Origin of the sequence: Aliiroseovarius sp., from assembly GCF_030148435.1 — a bacterium.
Lineage (GTDB): Bacteria > Pseudomonadota > Alphaproteobacteria > Rhodobacterales > Rhodobacteraceae > JASBTN01.
Genome location: NZ_JASBTN010000077.1, coordinates 31,291 through 48,743, shown reverse-complemented (window position 1 = coordinate 48,743; position 17,453 = coordinate 31,291). Strand labels below are relative to the sequence as shown.

General features: G+C 63.2%; 19 protein-coding genes, 1 tRNA gene and 1 pseudogene. 13 read left to right on the top strand and 8 right to left on the bottom strand.

Going from position 1 to position 17,453, the window contains the following annotated elements:
• Positions 1–121 (top strand): transposase domain-containing protein (locus Q1V43_RS13705; protein ID WP_300519040.1); only part of this gene is annotated, 121 nt, incomplete at its 5' end.
• A 463-nt stretch (positions 122–584) separates the two neighbouring features.
• Here Q1V43_RS13705 and Q1V43_RS13700 read toward each other — a convergent pair.
• The 6 genes and pseudogenes from Q1V43_RS13700 to Q1V43_RS13675 all read right to left on the bottom strand — a co-directional run bounded on the left by Q1V43_RS13700 (position 585) and on the right by Q1V43_RS13675 (position 5,957).
• A protein-coding gene (locus Q1V43_RS13700; protein WP_300519031.1) for an IS3 family transposase occupies positions 585–1,732 on the bottom strand; the annotation gives its coding sequence in 2 pieces (ribosomal slippage) (positions 585–1,489 and positions 1,489–1,732; 1,149 coding nt in all).
• An 85-nt stretch (positions 1,733–1,817) separates the two neighbouring features.
• A pseudogene (locus tag Q1V43_RS13695) lies at positions 1,818–2,006 on the bottom strand (IS3 family transposase); the annotation flags it as partial.
• 265 nt (positions 2,007–2,271) lie between these two features.
• Positions 2,272–2,348, bottom strand: a tRNA-Arg gene (locus tag Q1V43_RS13690).
• Positions 2,349–2,456: 108 nt separating this feature from the next.
• A complete protein-coding gene (locus tag Q1V43_RS13685) occupies positions 2,457–3,848 on the bottom strand; it encodes a HAMP domain-containing sensor histidine kinase (protein ID WP_300519030.1) in 1,392 nt (463 codons plus the stop codon).
• Positions 3,849–3,862: 14 nt separating this feature from the next.
• Positions 3,863–5,230 carry an NAD(P)/FAD-dependent oxidoreductase gene (locus tag Q1V43_RS13680; RefSeq protein WP_300519028.1) on the bottom strand — a complete coding sequence of 456 codons (1,368 nt, stop codon included), beginning with the start codon at positions 5,228–5,230 and terminating at the stop codon, positions 3,863–3,865.
• Position 5,231: 1 nt separating this feature from the next.
• Positions 5,232–5,957: a TVP38/TMEM64 family protein gene (locus tag Q1V43_RS13675; RefSeq protein ID WP_300519037.1), complete on the bottom strand. Its 726-nt coding sequence runs from the start codon at positions 5,955–5,957 to the stop codon at positions 5,232–5,234.
• Between the two features lie 249 nt (positions 5,958–6,206).
• Here Q1V43_RS13675 and rpmH point away from each other — a divergent pair, with 249 nt between their 5' ends.
• The 3 genes from rpmH to yidD all read left to right on the top strand — a co-directional run bounded on the left by rpmH (position 6,207) and on the right by yidD (position 7,064).
• On the top strand, positions 6,207–6,341 hold the full coding sequence (gene rpmH, locus Q1V43_RS13670) for a 50S ribosomal protein L34 (protein WP_048599009.1): 135 nt from the start codon (positions 6,207–6,209) through the stop codon (positions 6,339–6,341).
• A 118-nt stretch (positions 6,342–6,459) separates the two neighbouring features.
• Entirely contained in the window at positions 6,460–6,810 is a 351-nt protein-coding gene (gene rnpA / locus Q1V43_RS13665) for a ribonuclease P protein component (RefSeq protein WP_300519025.1), read from the top strand.
• Positions 6,807–7,064, top strand: coding sequence for a membrane protein insertion efficiency factor YidD (gene yidD / locus Q1V43_RS13660; RefSeq protein WP_300519023.1), 258 nt, complete (start codon positions 6,807–6,809; stop codon positions 7,062–7,064). Before rnpA ends, yidD begins: the two co-directional genes overlap by 4 nt.
• Positions 7,065–7,142: 78 nt before the next feature.
• Here yidD and Q1V43_RS13655 read toward each other — a convergent pair whose 3' ends face one another.
• On the bottom strand, positions 7,143–7,640 hold the full coding sequence (locus Q1V43_RS13655; RefSeq protein ID WP_300519021.1) for a plastocyanin/azurin family copper-binding protein: 498 nt from the start codon (positions 7,638–7,640) through the stop codon (positions 7,143–7,145).
• Positions 7,641–7,793: 153 nt separating this feature from the next.
• Here Q1V43_RS13655 and ttcA point away from each other — a divergent pair, with 153 nt between their 5' ends.
• The 5 genes from ttcA (at position 7,794) to yihA (ending at position 13,577) form a co-directional block, all read left to right on the top strand.
• Positions 7,794–8,639 (top strand): tRNA 2-thiocytidine(32) synthetase TtcA, encoded by an 846-nt coding sequence (gene ttcA / locus Q1V43_RS13650; protein ID WP_300519019.1) that lies wholly within the window; start codon positions 7,794–7,796, stop codon positions 8,637–8,639.
• Positions 8,640–8,739: 100 nt separating this feature from the next.
• On the top strand, positions 8,740–10,266 hold the full coding sequence (locus tag Q1V43_RS13645) for a bifunctional diguanylate cyclase/phosphodiesterase (protein WP_300519018.1): 1,527 nt from the start codon (positions 8,740–8,742) through the stop codon (positions 10,264–10,266).
• A gap of 118 nt (positions 10,267–10,384) precedes the next feature.
• A complete protein-coding gene (gene yidC / locus Q1V43_RS13640) occupies positions 10,385–12,178 on the top strand; it encodes a membrane protein insertase YidC (RefSeq protein WP_300519015.1) in 1,794 nt (597 codons plus the stop codon).
• Positions 12,175–12,930 carry an MOSC N-terminal beta barrel domain-containing protein gene (locus Q1V43_RS13635; RefSeq protein ID WP_300519012.1) on the top strand — a complete coding sequence of 252 codons (756 nt, stop codon included), beginning with the start codon at positions 12,175–12,177 and terminating at the stop codon, positions 12,928–12,930. Before yidC ends, Q1V43_RS13635 begins: the two co-directional genes overlap by 4 nt.
• Positions 12,927–13,577 (top strand): ribosome biogenesis GTP-binding protein YihA/YsxC, encoded by a 651-nt coding sequence (gene yihA, locus Q1V43_RS13630; RefSeq protein ID WP_300519009.1) that lies wholly within the window; start codon positions 12,927–12,929, stop codon positions 13,575–13,577. Before Q1V43_RS13635 ends, yihA begins: the two co-directional genes overlap by 4 nt.
• A 180-nt stretch (positions 13,578–13,757) precedes the next feature.
• Here yihA and Q1V43_RS13625 read toward each other — a convergent pair whose 3' ends face one another.
• Positions 13,758–14,492, bottom strand: coding sequence for an SDR family oxidoreductase (locus Q1V43_RS13625; RefSeq protein WP_300519007.1), 735 nt, complete (start codon positions 14,490–14,492; stop codon positions 13,758–13,760).
• Positions 14,493–14,600: 108 nt separating this feature from the next.
• On the opposite strand from Q1V43_RS13625, the gene argB reads away from it, so the two are divergent.
• The 4 genes from argB to Q1V43_RS13605 are packed head-to-tail and all read left to right on the top strand — an operon-like array spanning position 14,601 to position 17,422.
• Complete coding sequence (gene argB, locus Q1V43_RS13620; RefSeq protein ID WP_300519005.1) at positions 14,601–15,461, top strand: acetylglutamate kinase; 861 nt, start codon at positions 14,601–14,603, stop codon at positions 15,459–15,461.
• 55 nt (positions 15,462–15,516) lie between these two features.
• The gene (locus Q1V43_RS13615; RefSeq protein WP_300519002.1) at positions 15,517–16,311 is read left to right on the top strand and encodes a sterol desaturase family protein; all 795 of its coding nucleotides are present in this window, start codon (positions 15,517–15,519) and stop codon (positions 16,309–16,311) included.
• Positions 16,248–16,922, top strand: a complete 675-nt coding sequence (locus Q1V43_RS13610) for a ferredoxin (protein ID WP_300518999.1) — start codon at positions 16,248–16,250, stop codon at positions 16,920–16,922. Before Q1V43_RS13615 ends, Q1V43_RS13610 begins: the two co-directional genes overlap by 64 nt.
• On the top strand, positions 16,919–17,422 hold the full coding sequence (locus Q1V43_RS13605) for a histidine phosphatase family protein (RefSeq protein ID WP_300518996.1): 504 nt from the start codon (positions 16,919–16,921) through the stop codon (positions 17,420–17,422). Before Q1V43_RS13610 ends, Q1V43_RS13605 begins: the two co-directional genes overlap by 4 nt.
• Positions 17,423–17,453 lie beyond the last annotated feature (31 nt).

Here is a 17,453-nt window from a genome sequence, read left to right as displayed (position 1 = left end):
CAAACTCAACGGTATCGAACCGCACGCCTATCTGTCAGCCGTTCTCACTGCCATCGCACAGGGACACAAACAAAATAACATCAACGAGCTATTGCCCTGGAACTACGCCAAAACCGTGTGAACGACGCACCGCTTACATTTCAGGGTGCGCCAGCGCCGCTCGACAAATATGTTGATCCATTACCCGGCAGGGCATTGCACAGCAATGTCAGGACCTGTCACGCTTTCGTGCCGCTCCGATTGCTCGCTCAAGCGACCTCTTAATTCGAAAGCCGCGCCATTCGACGCGGCTCGCAACATCTTGATATTTTAAGGTGAAAGTGGCGGACCGAGGAGGATTCGACCCCCCGACCCCCTGATTCGTAGTCAAATTTCAGCCCAAAATATCGCTTCTCATAGATGAACAATTTATCTATATTACTCAGCATATTAGAGCAATGGCATGAACATGCATTCTCATAGAAATCCACCCAAATGCGCGCGAATTATGTGACTAAAAAGAGACTAAGATGAAACTCAAACTGACCGACTTGGCGGTGCGGAAGCTATCACTCTCTGACAAAGGGTGAGGTGCCCCTGGTTTCTTAGACACCTGCCTGGTTCGATTTCCGCTGTCTGATTTCGAAGTCAACGGGCGACAGCATACCGTTGTTCGTGTGCTTTCGTTTCGGGTTGTAGAACATCTCGATGTAGTCGAACACATCCCTTCTGGCTTCGTCGCGGGTCGGATAAGTGTGCCGCCTTATCCGTTCCCGTTTCAGCAGTTGGAAGAAGCTCTCGGCGACGGCATTGTCGTGGCAATTTCCGCGTCTGCTCATGCTGGGTTCCAGATTGTGTTGGCAGAGAAATGTCTGCCATTCCCGGCTGGTGAATTGGGAGCCCTGGTCTGAGTGCACCGTGACCCGGCCGTCGGGCTTTCGCCGCCACACGGCCATCAGCAGGGCCTGCAGCGCGAGGTCGGTCGTCATCCGGGACTGGGCCGACCAACCGACGACGCGGCGTGAGAACAAGTCGATGACGACACAGAGATACAACCAGCCCTCATGGGTCTTGATATAGGTGATGTCGGTCACCCAGACCTGATCGGGAGCTGATGCCTCGAACCTCTGTTCCAGCCTGTTCTCAGCCACGATGGCAGGCTTGCCGCCATAACGGCCGGGTCGGCGCCTGTAGCCAACCTGCGCGGCGATCCCGGCCAGCGACGCCAGCCGGGCAACCCGGTTCTCGGAGATGCGTTCGCCCTGGTCACGCAGATCATCCGTCAGTTTGCGGTAGCCGTAGACCTTGCCGCTGTCAGCCCATGCTTGCCGGATCAGCTCGGTCTGGCGGATGTCTTCCTGCGCACGGTGGCTTAACGGTTCCTTAACCCATGCGTAGAAGCCACTGAAATGCACCCGCAGAACCCGGCACATGGCCCGGATGCTGAACTCACCGCGATGCTCCCGGATAAAGGCGTACTTCATTGGGACCCTCGCGCGAAGTACACCGTTGCCTTTTTTAGGATGTCGCACTCCTCGGTGACCCGCGCCAGCTCCCGCTTCAAACGCCGGTTCTCGGCTTCATGGTCCACGCCGGGCTTCGGTGTTGGCTCGGCGAACAGCTTCTTCCACTTGTACAGAGAATGCGTGCTCACGCCCAAACGCCGGGAAACCTCCCGAACAGGGTACCCCCGCACCGTTATCTGATGCACCGCGTCCCGCTTGAACTCGTCGCTGTAATTGCTTGTCCCCATGTCGGCCTCCTTGCCTCAAAATTAGGGGGCAAAGCGTCTACAAATCTAGGGGCACCTCAATGAAGCGGGCTCCAATATTGCTGGCTTATGGGCTTAGATATTCCAATCCTTCAGCGGCGGTCCTTTCGTAGTTGATGGGGGACTTATATCCCAAAGCCAAATGACGGCGAGAGGGGTTGTACCAACCTTCGATGAACTCGAAGGAAGCGAAGCGGGCCTTGTCCGTGAACTTGCGGCAGTCGAGCAACTCGCATTCGAGGGTGGCGAAGAAGGCTGTCGATCCGGACAAGTAGCCCGAAACGGGGGCGTGCCTGCCAGCACCACTCCGGCCTATCCGAGGCGGACGGCATGAACGCTGACTCGGCGATGGACTTCATGTCGGATCTTCACCCTGCCCCTTGTCACCGTGTCCCCGGCTACAAAGGATTTCCGCGCTTGTCAGCTCTGTATCTCGAACTTTTCTATGTTTTTAAAGTGACTAAAAAGAGACTGAGAAAAGAAAAAGGCTTAGCATCTTACTGCTAAGCCTTTGAAATCTCTGGCGGACCGAGGAGGATTCGAACCCCCGACCCCCTGATTCGTAGTCAGGTACTCTATCCAGCTGAGCTATCGGTCCGTGGAGGCGGGGTATAGACTCACCCTTCTGGGCGCGCAAGAGAGAAAACGGGAAAAATACGTTGGGGCGAGATTTTTCTGGAAGAGTGAATTTCACGGCCCGCACCGCTCATGGCGCAAGGGTTTCCACCCCCTTGGGCAGGTGAATGGCGAAGACCGTTCCGTCGGGGCCGGTCCGCTCCAGATCCAACCGTCCGCCGTGGCCACGCACCAGTTCTGCAGCGATGGCCAGGCCCAGCCCCGTGCCACCACGCCGGTTGGTGCTGGCGAAGGGTTGGAACAGAAGCTCCTTCGCCTTGGCAGGCAGGCCCGGCCCGGTGTCCTGAACGCGAATGGTCCACTCCATCTCGTTTTCCGACCCTTCCAGTACGATCTCGCCCGGTTTGCCCGACGCGATGATCGCCTGGCGGGCATTGCGCACGAGGTTGCCCAGAACGCGGTAGATCTGTTCGGGATCCGCGCGCACCATCATGTCGGCCGGGATGTCTTCGCCGTAGGAGATATCATGCTCCCCCACGGCCAGGCGTTCACTGTCAAAGACCTCGCCCACCAGCTCGGCCAGCACCACGCGCATCAGCATCGGCGCCGGTTCCTCGGCCTTGCCAAAGGCCAGGGTGCTCTCGCAGAGGTTCACCGCGCGGGTGATCGAGTTGACCAGCTTCGGCGCGGCGCGTTTGACGCCCGGATCCTCGCTCATCTCCATCCGGTCGGCAAACAGCTGCGCGGTCGTCAGGATATTGCGCAGGTCATGGCTGATCCGCGCCACGGCGCCGCCCAGCTGGGCCAGGCGCTCCTTCTGTTTCAGCGAGTGGGTCAGATGCGTCTGCATGGTCTTGAGCGCCTCTTCGGCCTCGCGCAGCTCGGTCACGCCGGCCGAGGGTTCGATGATCGTCCGCGCATCCTCGGGCGCGGCCGCATAGGAGGCCATATGCCCCACCACGCCCTTGATCGGCCGCACCATCAGGCGCCGGACCGCAAGGAACAGGAGCACCGCGGTAAAGACCGAGATCACCAGCGACAACAGGAAGATATTGCGCCCATAGTCGATCATCGAGGCCCTCAGCGGCCCCGACGCCATCGTGACCTCGATCACCAGCCCGCCCATGCGCACCGGATCACCGATGACGCGGATCACCTGGTCCTCGGGCTCGGCCAGGCGCGTCATCGCATCGCGGATCAGGCTCCAGGGGCTGCTCATGCGCAGATCGAACGTGGTCGCCACCGGCCCGGGCAGGGTCGAGGCCAGCATCAGCTCGCGCGCCTCGTCACGGCGCAGCACCACGTTGAACACCTCCGCGTTTTCCAGAAGCTCAGCTTCCAGCGAGGGGTCGATCATGTCCTCGGCCAGCAGCGCCAGCGAGGCGATCTGCGCCCGCTCCAGCCGCGCGCGCAGGTAGTCCTCGCGATACCGCGCGACCGAGGGCACAAAGATCAGCACCTCCGCCAGCATCACGAAGGCGGTGGTCAAGATCAGGAAACGTCCCGAAAGGGTATTCAGCATGGCCGGTCGCGCCTTCAGGGGATCAATCGTTGCACAAGTCCCACAATGCGCTTCACCCTGGGATTGTCAAACAGACGCGGCGAGTAATAGGCGCCGGCGACGCGCTTGTTGATCTCGCCCATTGTCGGGTAGGGCGCGACCATGGCGGCGACATTGGACATCTTCAGCCTGTTCGCGATGACCATGGCCCAGAAGTTGATCAGTTCCCCCGCACCGGGTCCGACGATGGAGACTCCGACCGGCCTGCCCCTGACCACCATCGCCTTGACCATGCCCCGGGTCTGGCCGGTGGCAATCGCCCGGTCATTTCCGGCGAAGTCGAAACGCACCTCTTCGACGCCATCCCCATGCGCCTTGCGAGCCTCGGCCTCGGTCAGCCCGACCTGCGCCAGTTCCGGGCTGGTATAGGTGGCCCAGGGAATGTGATGCGTCCTGGCCTTTGACGGCAGACCGAAGAGCATCGACTTGATGATGATCCCGGCATGGTACCCGGCAACATGGGTGAATTGCAGCCCGCCTGCCACGTCACCGATCGCATAGACCCTGCGGTTCGTCGTGCGCAGACCCGCATCCACCTTCAGCCCGCTGCGGGTGGGCTCGATCCCGGCAACTTCGATATTCAAACCGTCGGTATTCGCCTGCCGCCCAACGGCGACCAGCAGGTGCGTGCCCTTGAAGATACGCCCGTCCTGCGCCTCGACCTCGACCGCTCCGGCCTTGCTGCGCACCTCCTTGGCCATGGCTCCTTCCTCGATGGCGATGCCCCGGCCACGCAGGCTGGCCAGCACCACCGCCGCCAGCTCCGGGTCATCCTTGCCCAGCGCCGTCAGCCCTTCGATCACCGTGACCTCGCAACCCAGAGCGTGGTGCGCCTCGGCCAATTCCAGCCCGATCGGCCCGCCACCGATGATCAACAGGTGCCTGGGCGGTTTTTCCAGGTCGAATATTGTCTCGTTGGTCTCGAAGGGCACGCCGTCCAGCCCCGGGATCGGCGGCACGAAGGGCCGCGACCCGGTCGAGATCACGAAACGCCGGGCCTGGATCACATGGCCCCCTGCCTGCACCTCGGTGGGGTTGATGAACTGGCCGAATTCGCGAATGACGCGCACGCCCAGCCCTTCGAAACGGTCCTGACTGTCATGGGGTTCGATGGTGGCAATAGCCTGGCGCACATGGTCATGCGCCGCCTGCCACCCCATCCCCACGCGCCCGGCGTGCAGCAGCGCCTTCGAGGGCACGCAGCCGAAGTTCAGGCAATCCCCGCCCATCCTGTGGCCCTCCAGCAGGACCACCGAGGCCCCCATCTGCACCGCCCCCGCAGCCACCGACAGGCCTCCGGCTCCCGCGCCGATGACGCAGACATCTGCCTTGATGCGCTCCATTCTACGCACCTTTCCTGACAAGTTTCAGAACCATGGGCAGGGCGGCCAGCCCCGCCAGGCCGAGAATCGGCAAAAGCACGTGCGGCTCGAAGATCACGCCCAGGTCCGGGGCTTCGCCGCGGGCAAAGACCTCACCCAACCCGGCACCGACCGAGGTATAGACCAGCCCGCCCGGTATGATGCCCAGGAAGGTCGAGATGGCGAACCGGTGCAGCGGCACGCCGACGAAGGCCGGAATCAGGTTCGCGATGAAGAAAGGCACCGCGGGCACCAGCCGGATCATGAACAGGACCGACCACTGGTTCTCGTCGATCCCCTCCTTGATCCGTTTCACCGCGCCGTCGGAATGCTCCATCCTGTCCGCCAGCCGATCCCCCAGCCCCCAGCGGGCGGCAAGAAAAATGGCAATGGCGCCCAGGGTCGCGCCGGTCATGTTGAACAGCACGCCGGGGAAGGTCGCGAACAGGAAGCCCCCCGTCAGGGTCGCGATGGTCGCCCCGGGCAACGAGAAGGCGACGATCACCACATAGGCCAGCACAAAGACCAGTACCGTCAGAAGGTAGTTCGCATCCCGAAACCCCAGAAGCGCCTCCCGATTCGCTGCCAGCATCTCGAAGCTGAGGTAGTCGCGCAGGGTAAAGGCCCCGATGACGGCCACACTCAGGATGGTGATAAGCGGCAGGCGTTTCAGGATCGGGTACGCCTCGGCGCCTGTCGGAGTGGTCATTTCGGTCATGGACTTTCTCGTCTGTGGGTGCAGCCAACATGACCGCTTCACGGCCGCATTCCCAGCCTCCTCACGCCCGCTTGATCGCGGGTGAGAATTTGCTGCGAAAAGCTCCGGATTCTGTAACAAAGGCCACGATTTTCTTTCACGGGGTGTTTGACTTGGGTGCGATTGCCGCCTATAGACCGGGCTTCGAATGACACATGCTCCGAATCCACCGGGATTCTGGGCCTTGGACGGAGACGGGCGATGAAACGCACCTACCAACCCTCGAACCTGGTTCGCAAACGCCGTCACGGCTTCCGCTCGCGCATGGCCACCAAAGCCGGCCGCAAGATCCTGAACGCGCGTCGCGCCCGGGGCCGCAAGTCGCTGAGCGCGTAAGCGCCACGATGGTTTGTTACGCGAAACCGCCGGAGGTCGCCTTGGCCTCCGGCGGTTTCCGTGTGTCTGGACGTCGAGAGGGGTGGGCCTTGTGCCGAGCCGCCGCGAAGGGACCAGGATGACCACCACCCGTATCGAGACCCTGACCAAACGCCCGGACTTCCTGGCCTGCGCCCGCGCGGCCAAGGCCCCGGCGCCCGCCTTTCTGCTGCAGGCCCGCAACCGGCGCGACAAGGACGACCTGACCCGCGTCGGCTTTACCTGTTCGAAGAAGGTCGGAAACGCGGTCGCGCGCAACCGTGCCAAGCGCCGCCTGCGCGCCATTGCCCGCGCCATCCTGCCCGCCCATGGCCAGCCCGGCTGGGACTATGTGCTGATCGGCCGCGCTGGCGCGACGGCATCGCGTGACTATATGGAGCTGGAGGCGGACCTGATCCGCACCCTTCGAAAGGTCCACGGCCCGAAATGACTCCGCTTGCCCATATCGCCGCCCTGCCGGTGCGCGCTTACCGGCTGCTGTTCTCGCCCTGGGTCGGCCATGGCTGCCGCTACCAGCCGACCTGCTCGGCCTACGCGCTGGAAGCGTTGGAGAAACACGGCGCGATCAAGGGCGGCTGGCTGACCATTCGCCGCATCGGGCGCTGCCACCCCCTGGGCGGGTCCGGCTATGACCCGGTGCCCGGCAAACCCGGCGAACAGCACGACGCCTGCGATCACGACTGACCCGCCGACCACAGCCACGTGGCCACCCGAACTCGAAGACCGGCCCCGGGGGCCAGCACGCTCCGGGCCAATCCGGTCCTATTGCCCGTTCAGATAGTCCTGAAACAGTTGCCGAAACGCCGCCTTCTCCCTGGGCCCTGCGTGCATCGCCTCGATCTCGTCGGAAATGTCGGTGATCCCGAGACCATCACCGACCACGACCAGCAAGGTCATGCCGTAAAGCCCATGGCGCGCGCAGCGGAACCCGTAGATGCCCGGCGCATCAAACGCGACCTCGACACGTTTGGCATTCGAGATCTTCACCGGGTCGCGATCCGCAGGCCAGAGCTGAGGCACGGAATGGACGGTGTGCGCCCCGGTACTGTTCAGAACCACCATCCTGTCGCCCGGCTGGATACGCAGCACCGAGGGTCTGAAGCTGAACATGCCCGTCGCCGCGGTCGCGCCGGGATCGGTGATCTGATCCACCACCTGTTCGCCGGGGCCCACGTCACGGCTCATATCCAGTACCACGCCCTCTGCCCGGGCGGATAGCGCCACCATCAGGCTGGCAAGCACCGCATATACGAGTTTCATTGAGCCATCTCCCGTTTTGCGAAGCTTGCCGGCTTCCTCCATCCGGGTCAATTCGACAAATTCACTCGGACACCAATTGCCCCGTACCCCATCGCCGCTCCCCAGTCGCGCTGCCCCTTGCCCGCAGGGCACAAATCACCTATTTGCGCGACCATGCTGGACGACCTAGACGATATCCACCCGCTGTTTCACGGCGCGCCCTCGACCACCGGGTTCAAGAAGCTGCGCAAGCGCATCGTGCGCCAGGTGCGCGAGGCCGTGGACCAGTACGGCATGATCGAACGCGGGGCCAGATGGCTCGTCTGCCTGTCCGGCGGCAAGGACAGCTACACGATGCTGGCCGTGTTGCATGAGCTGAAATGGCGCGGTCTTCTGCCGGTCGACCTCCTTGCCTGCAACCTCGATCAGGGCCAGCCGGGCTTCCCGGCCACCGTGCTTCCCGAGTTTCTGGAAAAGATGCAGGTTCCGCACCGGATCGAATATGAAGACACGTTCTCGATCGTCATGGACAAGGTGCCCCAAGGGCGCACCTACTGCTCGCTCTGCTCACGCCTCAGACGCGGCAACCTCTATCGAATCGCGCGCGAGGAGGGCTGCTCCGCCGTGGTCCTGGGCCACCACCGTGACGATATCCTCGAAACCTTCTTCATGAACCTCTTTCACGGCGGCCGCCTCGCCACCATGCCGCCGAAATTGGTCAACGAGGAAGGCGATCTTTTCGTCTATCGCCCGCTTGCACACGTGGCCGAGGCCGACTGCGAGAAGTTTGCCGCCCAGATGAACTATCCGATCATTCCCTGCGATCTCTGCGGCTCGCAGGACGGGCTTCAACGCCAGCAGGTCAAGGCGATTCTCGACGGGTGGGAAGCCAATTCTCCCGGTCGCCGCCAAGTCATGTTCCGGGCTCTGATGAATGCGCGGCCCAGCCATTTGCTGGATGAAAACCTGTTCGATTTCATGGGCTTGACCCGACCTAACGCTGCAGAAACGGACAATTAGACCCGTTTTCTCCGTGTCGATTAACGATCTGTTTCCCTTCCGTTCCTAGGGTGGAGCGTGAATCGGGTCCTTGTACCCGCTGATCGGAAGGAACAGGCGCATGGCTGCCACCAACGCCGGCCCGAAGGGGAAACAGCTGAAAGAACTCCTGCGCACGATGCTGGTCGGGCCCCAGCTAGCGGCCTTCATTCCCGCGCTCACGCTCGGCGCCTTCTGGTACGGGGGCGAAGGGCTGCTTCTGATCCTGGCCCTGCTTCTGCCCGCGCTTTTCGCCCTGTCCAACATCCTGTCGCGCCACAATGACAGGCCGGACCCCGGTGAGGATTCGATAACCGGCCTTCCGGGACCATCGGCGATCACCGGTATTGTCGAGGGGGACGGACACTTCGCCTGCCTGGTGGTCGCGCTCGACGACCTTTGCGCCATTCGCACACAACACGGTGCGCCGGTGGCCGAAACCGTCATGCAACGCAGCGCGGACCGGCTGTGCACGGCGATGCGTGATTCCGATGTGGTTGCGTCCCTGGACATTGGCTGCTTCGGCATCCTGATTGAAAAGAAACGTCGGCTGGACCTTGAGGCAATGATCCAGCTCGCCGTGCGCCTCCAGGCCTGCCTGAGCGACCCGATCGCCGTGGATGGCACCCGCGTGTTGACCACCGCCTCGATCGGATTTTCCCTCCCCACGCGGGTCGAGGATCCGACGCCCGCCGGCATGCTCGCCGCCGCACAGGCTGCCTTGACTGAAGCCCGCAAGGGCGGGCCCGGCGCGATTCGGGCCTATACGTTCGGCATGCGGGGTCAGGCCCCGCTGGAACGAGGGGACCATGACGATCTTGCCGAGGCGCTGGAAACCGGACAGATCACGCCCTGGTTCCAGCCACAGGTCTCCACCGACACGGGTGAATTGACCGGCTTCGAAGCACTCGCCCGCTGGGACCATCCCGAAAAGGGCCATGTGGCACCCGCGACCTTCCTGCCGATGATCGCCCGGGCCGGGCTGATGGACCGGCTGGGGGAGGTCATGCTGTTCCGCACGTTGAGCGCCCTGGTCGAGTGGGACAAGGCCGGGCTGGCCGTGCCCGGGGTCGCGGTGAATTTCTCGCCCGAAGAGCTGCGTAACCCCACGCTTTTCGACAAGGTCCGTTGGGAGCTCGATCGGTTCGACATCGATCCCAAGCGCCTGACCGCTGAGGTATTGGAAAACGTAGTCGCCCAGTCCGAAGACGATATCACAACGCGCAACATTGCCGCGCTTGCCAAGTTGGGCTGCCCCATCGACCTGGACGATTTCGGCACCGGCCACGCCTCAATCGCGAATATCCGGCGGTTCGACGTGAACAGGATCAAGATTGATCGCAGTTTCGTGACCCATGTGGACACCGACCGGGACCAGCAGAACATGGTCGCCGCGATCCTGACCATGGCGGAACGGCTGAACCTGGACACCCTGGCCGAAGGGGTGGAATCGCATGGCGAACACGCAATGCTGGCCCAGCTCGGCTGCGGCCACGTGCAGGGCTATTCCATCGCCCGCCCCATGCCGCTTGACCTGACCTTCGGCTGGATTTCCGAACATCAGCTTAAACTTTCCAGGACCGCAATTCTGCCGCGGCAGGCCGGATAAGCACTTTCTCCGGCCAAACCCCGCGTGAAGCGGGCGTTTACCCCTAAAATCGCTTGACGTTTGCCCGCCTGCCCTGTTGAACCTCCCTGACCTGAACAGACGAGGGCATGGGCGCGACATGGATGACCAGAACAAGAACCTGATCCTGGCAATGGTGCTGAGCCTCCTGGTGATCGGCACCTGGACGTTCCTGTTTCCGCCGGAACCGGCAACACCGCCCGCCGCTCCGGCAATTCCACAATCCGAGGCAGGCATCGTGCCCCCCGCAGAGGGAACCGGCACCGCCGCGCCGGACACCCAGGACATTGCGGAAGCAGCCGAAGTGGGTCGGGTCGAGATCGACACACCCGCCCTGTCTGGCACGATCTCGCTCCTAGGCGGCCGTTTCGACGACCTGTCCCTGAAAGGCTACCGCGAGGATCTGTCCGAGAATTCGCCCATCGTCACCCTGCTGCGCGCGCAAGGCCAGGCCCAGGCCTATTACGCGCTCTATGGCTGGGTGCCCGGCGGGCAGACCGCTGCCGAGGACGTGCCCGGCCAGAACACGATCTGGACCGTCGAACAGGGTGAGACCCTGACCCCCGGCAGCCCCGTGACTCTGAAATGGGACAATGGCAACGGCATGATCTTCCGCCGCACCATCGCGGTGGATGACAAGTTCCTCTTCACCATTACCCAGTCGGTCGAGAACACCGGCGACGCGGCCCAACGCATGGCCCCTTACGGTGTGTTGGCCCGCCACGGCCAACCGGAGGACCTGAAGGGGTTTTTCATCCTGCACGAGGGCATCATCCGCCAGGGCGACACCGAGCTGGAGGAGCTCGACTATGATGACGCCGCCGACCTGGCCTATGACGACCGCGAAGGCGCCCGTGCGGACATCCTTGCGGTTGAGGAAAACGGCTGGATCGGTTTTACCGACCATTATTGGATGACCAGCCTGATCCCGGCCCCGGGCCAGAAGTTCAACGCCGCCGTGCGCTATTCGGAACCGCGCGACCAATACCAGACCCAGATTCGCCTGCCCACGATTGACCTGGCCGCTGGCGCAAGCGCCGAAGTGACCACGCAACTGTTTGCCGGCGCGAAGGAATGGGAAGCCATTCGCACCTACCAGAACGAGGGTGGCATTTACCGCTTCCTCGACTCGATCGACTGGGGCTTGTTCTTCTTCCTGACCAAGCCGATCTTTGCCGTGCTGCACTGGCTGAACGGCATCATCGGCAACATGGGCTGGGCGATCATCGGGCTGACCCTGATCATCAAGGCGCTGCTCCTGCCGCTGGCCTGGAAATCCTATGTCTCGATGGCGAAGATGCGCGAGCTGCAGCCGGAGATGGAGAAGATCAAGGAGAAGGCCGGCGAGGACAAGTCCAAGCTCCAGCAGGAGATGATGGCGCTGTACAAGAAGGAAAAGGTCAATCCCGCCTCGGGCTGTCTGCCCATCCTTCTGCAGATCCCAATTTTCTTCAGCCTTTACAAGGTGATCTTCGTCACGCTCGAACTGCGCCACGCCCCCTGGGTGGGCTGGATCCGCGACCTCAGCGCGCCGGACCCCAGCTCGATTTTGAACCTGTTTGGCGCCCTGCCCTGGGCGGTGCCGGAGCTTGGCGCACTGGGCTTTATCAGCCTGGGCATCCTGCCGATCCTGCTGGGTATCTCGATGTGGCTGCAGCAGAAGCTGAACCCGGCGCCCACCGACGCGACCCAGGCAATGATCTTTGCCTGGATGCCCTGGGTGTTCATGTTTATGCTGGGCACCTTCGCCAGCGGACTGGTGATTTACTGGATTGCGAACAACACGATCACCTTCACCCAGCAATACGCAATCATGCGAAGCCACGGCCACAAGCCTGACGTTTTTGGCAACATTCTCAAGGGCTTCAAGCGAAAACCGAAGGGCACGGAATGACCGCGCGCGTCGCGGAGATCTGGCGACACCCAATAAAGTCGCACGGGCGGGAAAGCCTCGCCCGTGTCACCCTGCGTGAGGGGCGCACGATGCCCTGGGACCGCCGCTGGGCGGTGGCCCATGACGCGGCAAAGGCGGATGGGGCCGAATGGGCGCCCTGTCAGAATTTCTCGCGCGGGGCTAAGGCGCCGAAATTGCAGGCGATCAGCGCCCGCAGCACGCCGGCGGATGGCACCGTGACACTCACCCACCCGGAGCGGGACGAGATTACGATCAACCCCGATGACGCGGCGGACGAGGCGCGGTTCATTGACTGGGTAAAACCGATCAGCCCCACCGACCGTGCCCTGCCCGAGCGTGTTCTGCGGGTTGAAGATCGCGGCATGACGGACACGGATTATCCTTCAATTTCAATACTTAACGCCGCATCACACGCTCAGGTAGCCGAACGTATCGGACGCGAAATCTCGATCCTTCGCTGGCGTGGGAACCTCGTTCTGGAGGGGCTGGAACCCTGGGCGGAACGCAGATGGATCGGCAAGCGGATCAAGCTGGGCGGGGCCGTCTTGCAGCTACGTGAAGAGATCGTACGCTGCCTGGCAACGACCGCCTCGACCCGGAGCGGAGAGCGGGATGCGGATACGCTCGGGGCACTGATGACCGGCTGGGGGCATCAGAAGTTTGGCGTCTATGCCGAGGTGGTGCGTAGTGGCGAGGTCCAGAAAAACGACCCGGTGGAGATTTTGTCATGATGTTGCCGTTTCCCGAAGCAGAGACACCAGATGATGTGTCCCGCGAAGCGGGGCGCAAGCTGTTTGCAGCACAAACGGAGTTCCTGAAAGGCGTCGTCGCGATGGATGGGCTGCCTGTGCCGGACCGGATTGAGGTCTGTTTCGCCGGGCGTTCAAATGTCGGAAAATCTAGCCTTATCAATGCTTTGACAAACCGAAACCGGTTGGCTCGCGCCTCTAATACGCCGGGCCGCACACAGGAGATCAACTTTTTCACCACCACCGGCGGCCCCTATCTGGTCGACCTGCCGGGCTATGGTTTTGCCAATGCCCCGGTGGCGGTGGTCGAAAAATGGCAGCGCCTTCTGAAAGCCTACCTGTCCGGTCGTCAGAACCTGCGCCGGGCCTTCGTGCTGGTCGATTCCCGACATGGAATCAAGGCGGTAGACGAAGAAATCATGACCCTGCTGGACAAGGCCGCGGTGACATTCCAGGTGGTGATGACCAAGACCGACAAGGTCAAGGAGAACGACCGGGCCAAGGTGCTGACCCAGGTGCGCGAGAAGCTGTCGAAACACCCGGCGGCCTATCCGGAGCTGGTGCTGACAAGCTCGGAAAAGGGCCAGGGGATCGAAACCCTGCGCGCGATCATCGCCGGGCTGGATTGAGCGAAACGTTAAGGAGTTTAAGGGCCGGGGAGAGCCGGTTTTAAACTCTTTAAAGGCGCCCAAAGCGGAAGTTTAACGTTTGACGCCCGTTTTCCGCGAAGAGTGAAGCGGGACAGACTTCGTTCCAGTGGAACGGAGTCCCGCTGAACGGGCCGGAGTTCCGGACAAGTCCGGGCACCCTCACACGTGCTGCGCGCCGTTCACCTCGATCTCGGCGCCGGAGATATACGAGGACTGATCCGAGCAGAGGTAGTAGATCGCATCGGCGACCTCCGCGGGCTGACCGAGACGCTGCATCGGCAGTTTGGCGACGATCTTCTCGGTCCCCGGCGACAGGATCGAGGTCTCGACCTCGCCCGGCGCGATGGCGTTCACGCGCACCCCGAGCGGACCGAAATCATGGGCCATCTCGCGGGTCAGGGCAGCCAGCGCGGCCTTGGAGGTGGCATAGGCCGCCCCCGCGAACGGGTGCACGCGCGACCCCGCGATGGAGGTCACGTTGACGACCGATCCCCTGGCCGCCGCAAGCTCCTCCTGCAGCCCGCGGGCCAGCACGACAGAGGCGAAGAAGTTCACGTGAAAGACCTTGCCCCAATCCATCAGGTCGGTGTTGAGCGTATTCAGCCGCTCGCCGTTGGGCCCTTTCGGCGAAACGCCCGCATTGTTCACCAGCGCATCCAGCCGCCCGTCGAGCTTGTCACGGATCAGCTCGACCGCGTTGATCGTGTCGGCCGGGTCGGACAGGTCCAGCTGCACGTGATCGGCCCGGCCACCGCCCCAGGGGCATTCTTCGGGAAAGGGGTGGCGCGAACAGGTGATCACGCGCCAGCCTTCGCGATTGAACCGACGTACGGTGGCATGGCCGATGCCGCGGCTCGCGCCGGTCAGAAGCAGGGTCTTGCGATCGTCGCTCATGGCGCACCTCCCGTTGCGGCGACCCTAACACTCCGTCAGGCGGGCGCAATGCCCCTTGGCACCCTGCCCCCAACCGCGTAACACGGGTGGAACGAGGACTTACGGACCATGAAGACGCAAAAGATGAACCGCGATTGGATCGCCACCGCCCGCACCCTGAGCCAAGCCCTGCCCTACCTCCAGCGCTATGCCGGCGCGACGGTGGTCATCAAGTTCGGCGGCAACGCCATGGGCAACGATGAAGAGATGGCGAGCTTTGCCCGCGACATCGTGCTGATGCGCCATGTCGGCGTGAACCCGGTGGTGGTGCATGGCGGCGGGCCGATGATCAACGCGATGCTGGGCAGGCTGGGCGTGGAAAGCGACTGGGTGAACGGCAAGCGTGTCACCGACGAGGCAACGGTCGAAGTGGTCGAGATGGTCCTGTCCGGCCGCGTCAACAAGCGTATCGTGCAGGCGATCAACGCCGAGGGCGGCAAGGCGGTGGGCCTGTCGGGGAAGGACGCCAACCTGATCACCTGCGAGCAGACCAACCCGGATCTGGGCTTCGTCGGCACCCCGTCCGAGGTTGATGTGGATGTGCTGAAAGCCCTGGCCGAGGACGAGATCATCCCGGTCATCGCCCCCCTGGGCGCAGGCCGCAATGGCGAGACCTTCAACATCAACGGTGACACGGCGGCGGGGGCGATTGCCGCCGCGCTGAAGGCCGACCGCCTGCTGCTGCTGACCGATGTCGAAGGCGTGAAGAACGAGAAGGGCGAGGTTCTGACCCAGATGACCCCGCAGCAGGTCCGTGACATGACCGCTTCGGGCGTGATTGCCGGCGGCATGATCCCCAAGACCGAAACCGCGCTGGCCGCGCTGGATGGTGGCGTACGCGCGGTGGTCATCCTGGACGGACGGGCGCCCAACGCCTGTCTGCTGGAACTGTACACCGATCACGGTGCGGGCTCGCTGATCCGCGCCTGAGCCTCCTGACCCATTCGTGAGTTGCCCCCGCCCTGTGGGCAGATATATTTGACGAATGGAATATGAAGCCGCCATCCGCCTGAGCGCCTTTCTGGGCCTGTTTGCCCTGTTTGCGGCATTGGAAGCCTATGCCCCGCGTCGCGCCCGGGTCTACGACCGCGCCCGGCGCTGGCCAACCAACCTGGTGATTGTCGTTCTGGGCGTGTTGACCGCGCGGGCCATGGCGATCTTTCTGCCGCTGCTGGCGGTGGGCGCGGCCCTGGATGCCGAGGCACAGGGCTGGGGGCTTTTGAACCAGTTTGCCCTGCCCGGCTGGGCCGCCATCGTGCTGGCGGTTCTGGCGCTGGATCTGGCGATCTGGGCGCAGCATGTCGGGTTCCACAAGCTGCCCTGGCTGTGGCGGCTGCACCGGGTACACCATGCGGACCGGGATTTTGACGTGACCACCGCGCTCAGGTTCCATCCTGTGGAAATCGCCGCCTCGATGCTGATCAAGATCGGCGTGGTCTATGCGATCGGCGCGCCGGCCTGGGGCGTTGTGTTGTTCGAGGTGATCCTGAACGGCTCGGCCATGTTCAACCATGCCAATCTGCGCCTGCCGCCGGGGCTGGATCGCGTGCTCAGGCAGGTGCTGGTCACACCGGACATGCACCGGGTGCACCATTCGGTGCATCGTTACGAGGCCGACAGCAATTATGGCTTTGCGCTTTCGATCTGGGATCGCATATTCGGCACCTACAGGGATCAGCCCGAGGGCGGGCATGACGGTATGGTGATAGGGCTTCAATGGCAGGACGAGAGACCGACGCGGCTGGGCTGGAGCTTGAAGCTCCCCTTCATGAAAGACTGACCCCGGCGCCGGAGACAGCGCAGCTGGAGCTGTTCGGCGCGCTGCATGACGAGGGCGAGACGGTGGTTCTGCTGGGCCCGCACGAGCAGGGGTTCTGGGCCGTGTTCAGCGCCTCGGCCGAGTATCTGGATGGCGCGCCCGACCCGCTGGACCGCTGGTCGAAACGGGTGATCGGCGCGCTGGCCGCGGCCTGGGGGGGCACGGCGGTGTTCCCCTCGGACGGGCCGCCCTATCCACCGTTCTTTCGCTGGGCACGCAAGAGCGGCCGGGCCTGGCCCTCGCCGGTGGCGATGCTGGTGCACGACCGCGCCGGGCTGATGGTCAGCTATCGCGGCGCGGTGCGCCTGCCCGGCCTGGCCGCGCTGCCCGGGACCGGCCCCAACCCCTGCACCCGTTGCGAGGACAAGCCCTGCCGGACCGCCTGCCCGGTCGCGGCCCTGTCGGCCAGGCTCTACGACACGGGAAAATGCCATGCATTTCTGGACACTGCACCGGGGCAGGACTGCATGACGCATGGCTGTGCGGCACGGCGCGCTTGCCCCGTCAGCGAGAGTTATGGCAGGTTGCCGCAACAATCCCACTTTCACATGCGAGCTTTTCACAAGACATGACCCTGCGCCTTATCCTGACCCGCCATGCCAAGTCCTCCTGGTCCGACCCGATGATGGCGGACAGGGAGCGCCCGCTGAACAAGCGTGGACGGGCCAGCGCCAAGGCGATCGGGCGGTGGCTGGCGACACACGGGTATGAGCCGGAGCAGGTGCTGATCTCGACCGCCGAACGCACACGCGAGACCTGGGCAAAGATCGCCGACAAGCTGGTGGCTCCGCCCAGGGCGGAGTATCTGGACGCGCTCTATCTGGCCGAACCCGAACAACTGCTTTCCGCTCTGAAACGGGCCGACCAGGACGTGGTAATGATGATCGCCCACAACCCGGGCAGCGCCTACATGGCGCAGGCGCTGGTGAATCAGGTGCCGAGTGACGGGCGGTTCCAGCATTACCCGACCGGCGCCACCTCGGTCATCGACTTCGCCGTTGCCGACTGGTCGGACGTGACCTGGGGCTCGGGCAAGGTGGTGGATTTCATCGTCCCGCGCGACCTGATCTGAGGGGCTGCCCCCCAAACAAAAGGCGCGCGCC

Coding starts and splice junctions, on each gene's coding strand:
- Q1V43_RS13615 (WP_300519002.1), top strand. CDS start 15,517: ATGGAATATGAAGCCGCCATCCGCCTGAGCGCCTTTCTGGGCCTGTTT.
- Q1V43_RS13680 (WP_300519028.1), bottom strand. CDS start 5,230: ATGGAGCGCATCAAGGCAGATGTCTGCGTCATCGGCGCGGGAGCCGGA.
- Q1V43_RS13605 (WP_300518996.1), top strand. CDS start 16,919: ATGACCCTGCGCCTTATCCTGACCCGCCATGCCAAGTCCTCCTGGTCC.
- argB (WP_300519005.1), top strand. CDS start 14,601: ATGAAGACGCAAAAGATGAACCGCGATTGGATCGCCACCGCCCGCACC.
- ttcA (WP_300519019.1), top strand. CDS start 7,794: ATGCTGGACGACCTAGACGATATCCACCCGCTGTTTCACGGCGCGCCC.
- Q1V43_RS13635 (WP_300519012.1), top strand. CDS start 12,175: ATGACCGCGCGCGTCGCGGAGATCTGGCGACACCCAATAAAGTCGCAC.
- Q1V43_RS13655 (WP_300519021.1), bottom strand. CDS start 7,640: ATGAAACTCGTATATGCGGTGCTTGCCAGCCTGATGGTGGCGCTATCC.
- Q1V43_RS13625 (WP_300519007.1), bottom strand. CDS start 14,492: ATGAGCGACGATCGCAAGACCCTGCTTCTGACCGGCGCGAGCCGCGGC.
- yidD (WP_300519023.1), top strand. CDS start 6,807: ATGACTCCGCTTGCCCATATCGCCGCCCTGCCGGTGCGCGCTTACCGG.
- Q1V43_RS13645 (WP_300519018.1), top strand. CDS start 8,740: ATGGCTGCCACCAACGCCGGCCCGAAGGGGAAACAGCTGAAAGAACTC.
- yidC (WP_300519015.1), top strand. CDS start 10,385: ATGGATGACCAGAACAAGAACCTGATCCTGGCAATGGTGCTGAGCCTC.
- yihA (WP_300519009.1), top strand. CDS start 12,927: ATGATGTTGCCGTTTCCCGAAGCAGAGACACCAGATGATGTGTCCCGC.
- Q1V43_RS13675 (WP_300519037.1), bottom strand. CDS start 5,957: ATGACCACTCCGACAGGCGCCGAGGCGTACCCGATCCTGAAACGCCTG.
- Q1V43_RS13610 (WP_300518999.1), top strand. CDS start 16,248: ATGGCAGGACGAGAGACCGACGCGGCTGGGCTGGAGCTTGAAGCTCCC.
- rpmH (WP_048599009.1), top strand. CDS start 6,207: ATGAAACGCACCTACCAACCCTCGAACCTGGTTCGCAAACGCCGTCAC.
- rnpA (WP_300519025.1), top strand. CDS start 6,460: ATGACCACCACCCGTATCGAGACCCTGACCAAACGCCCGGACTTCCTG.
- Q1V43_RS13685 (WP_300519030.1), bottom strand. CDS start 3,848: ATGCTGAATACCCTTTCGGGACGTTTCCTGATCTTGACCACCGCCTTC.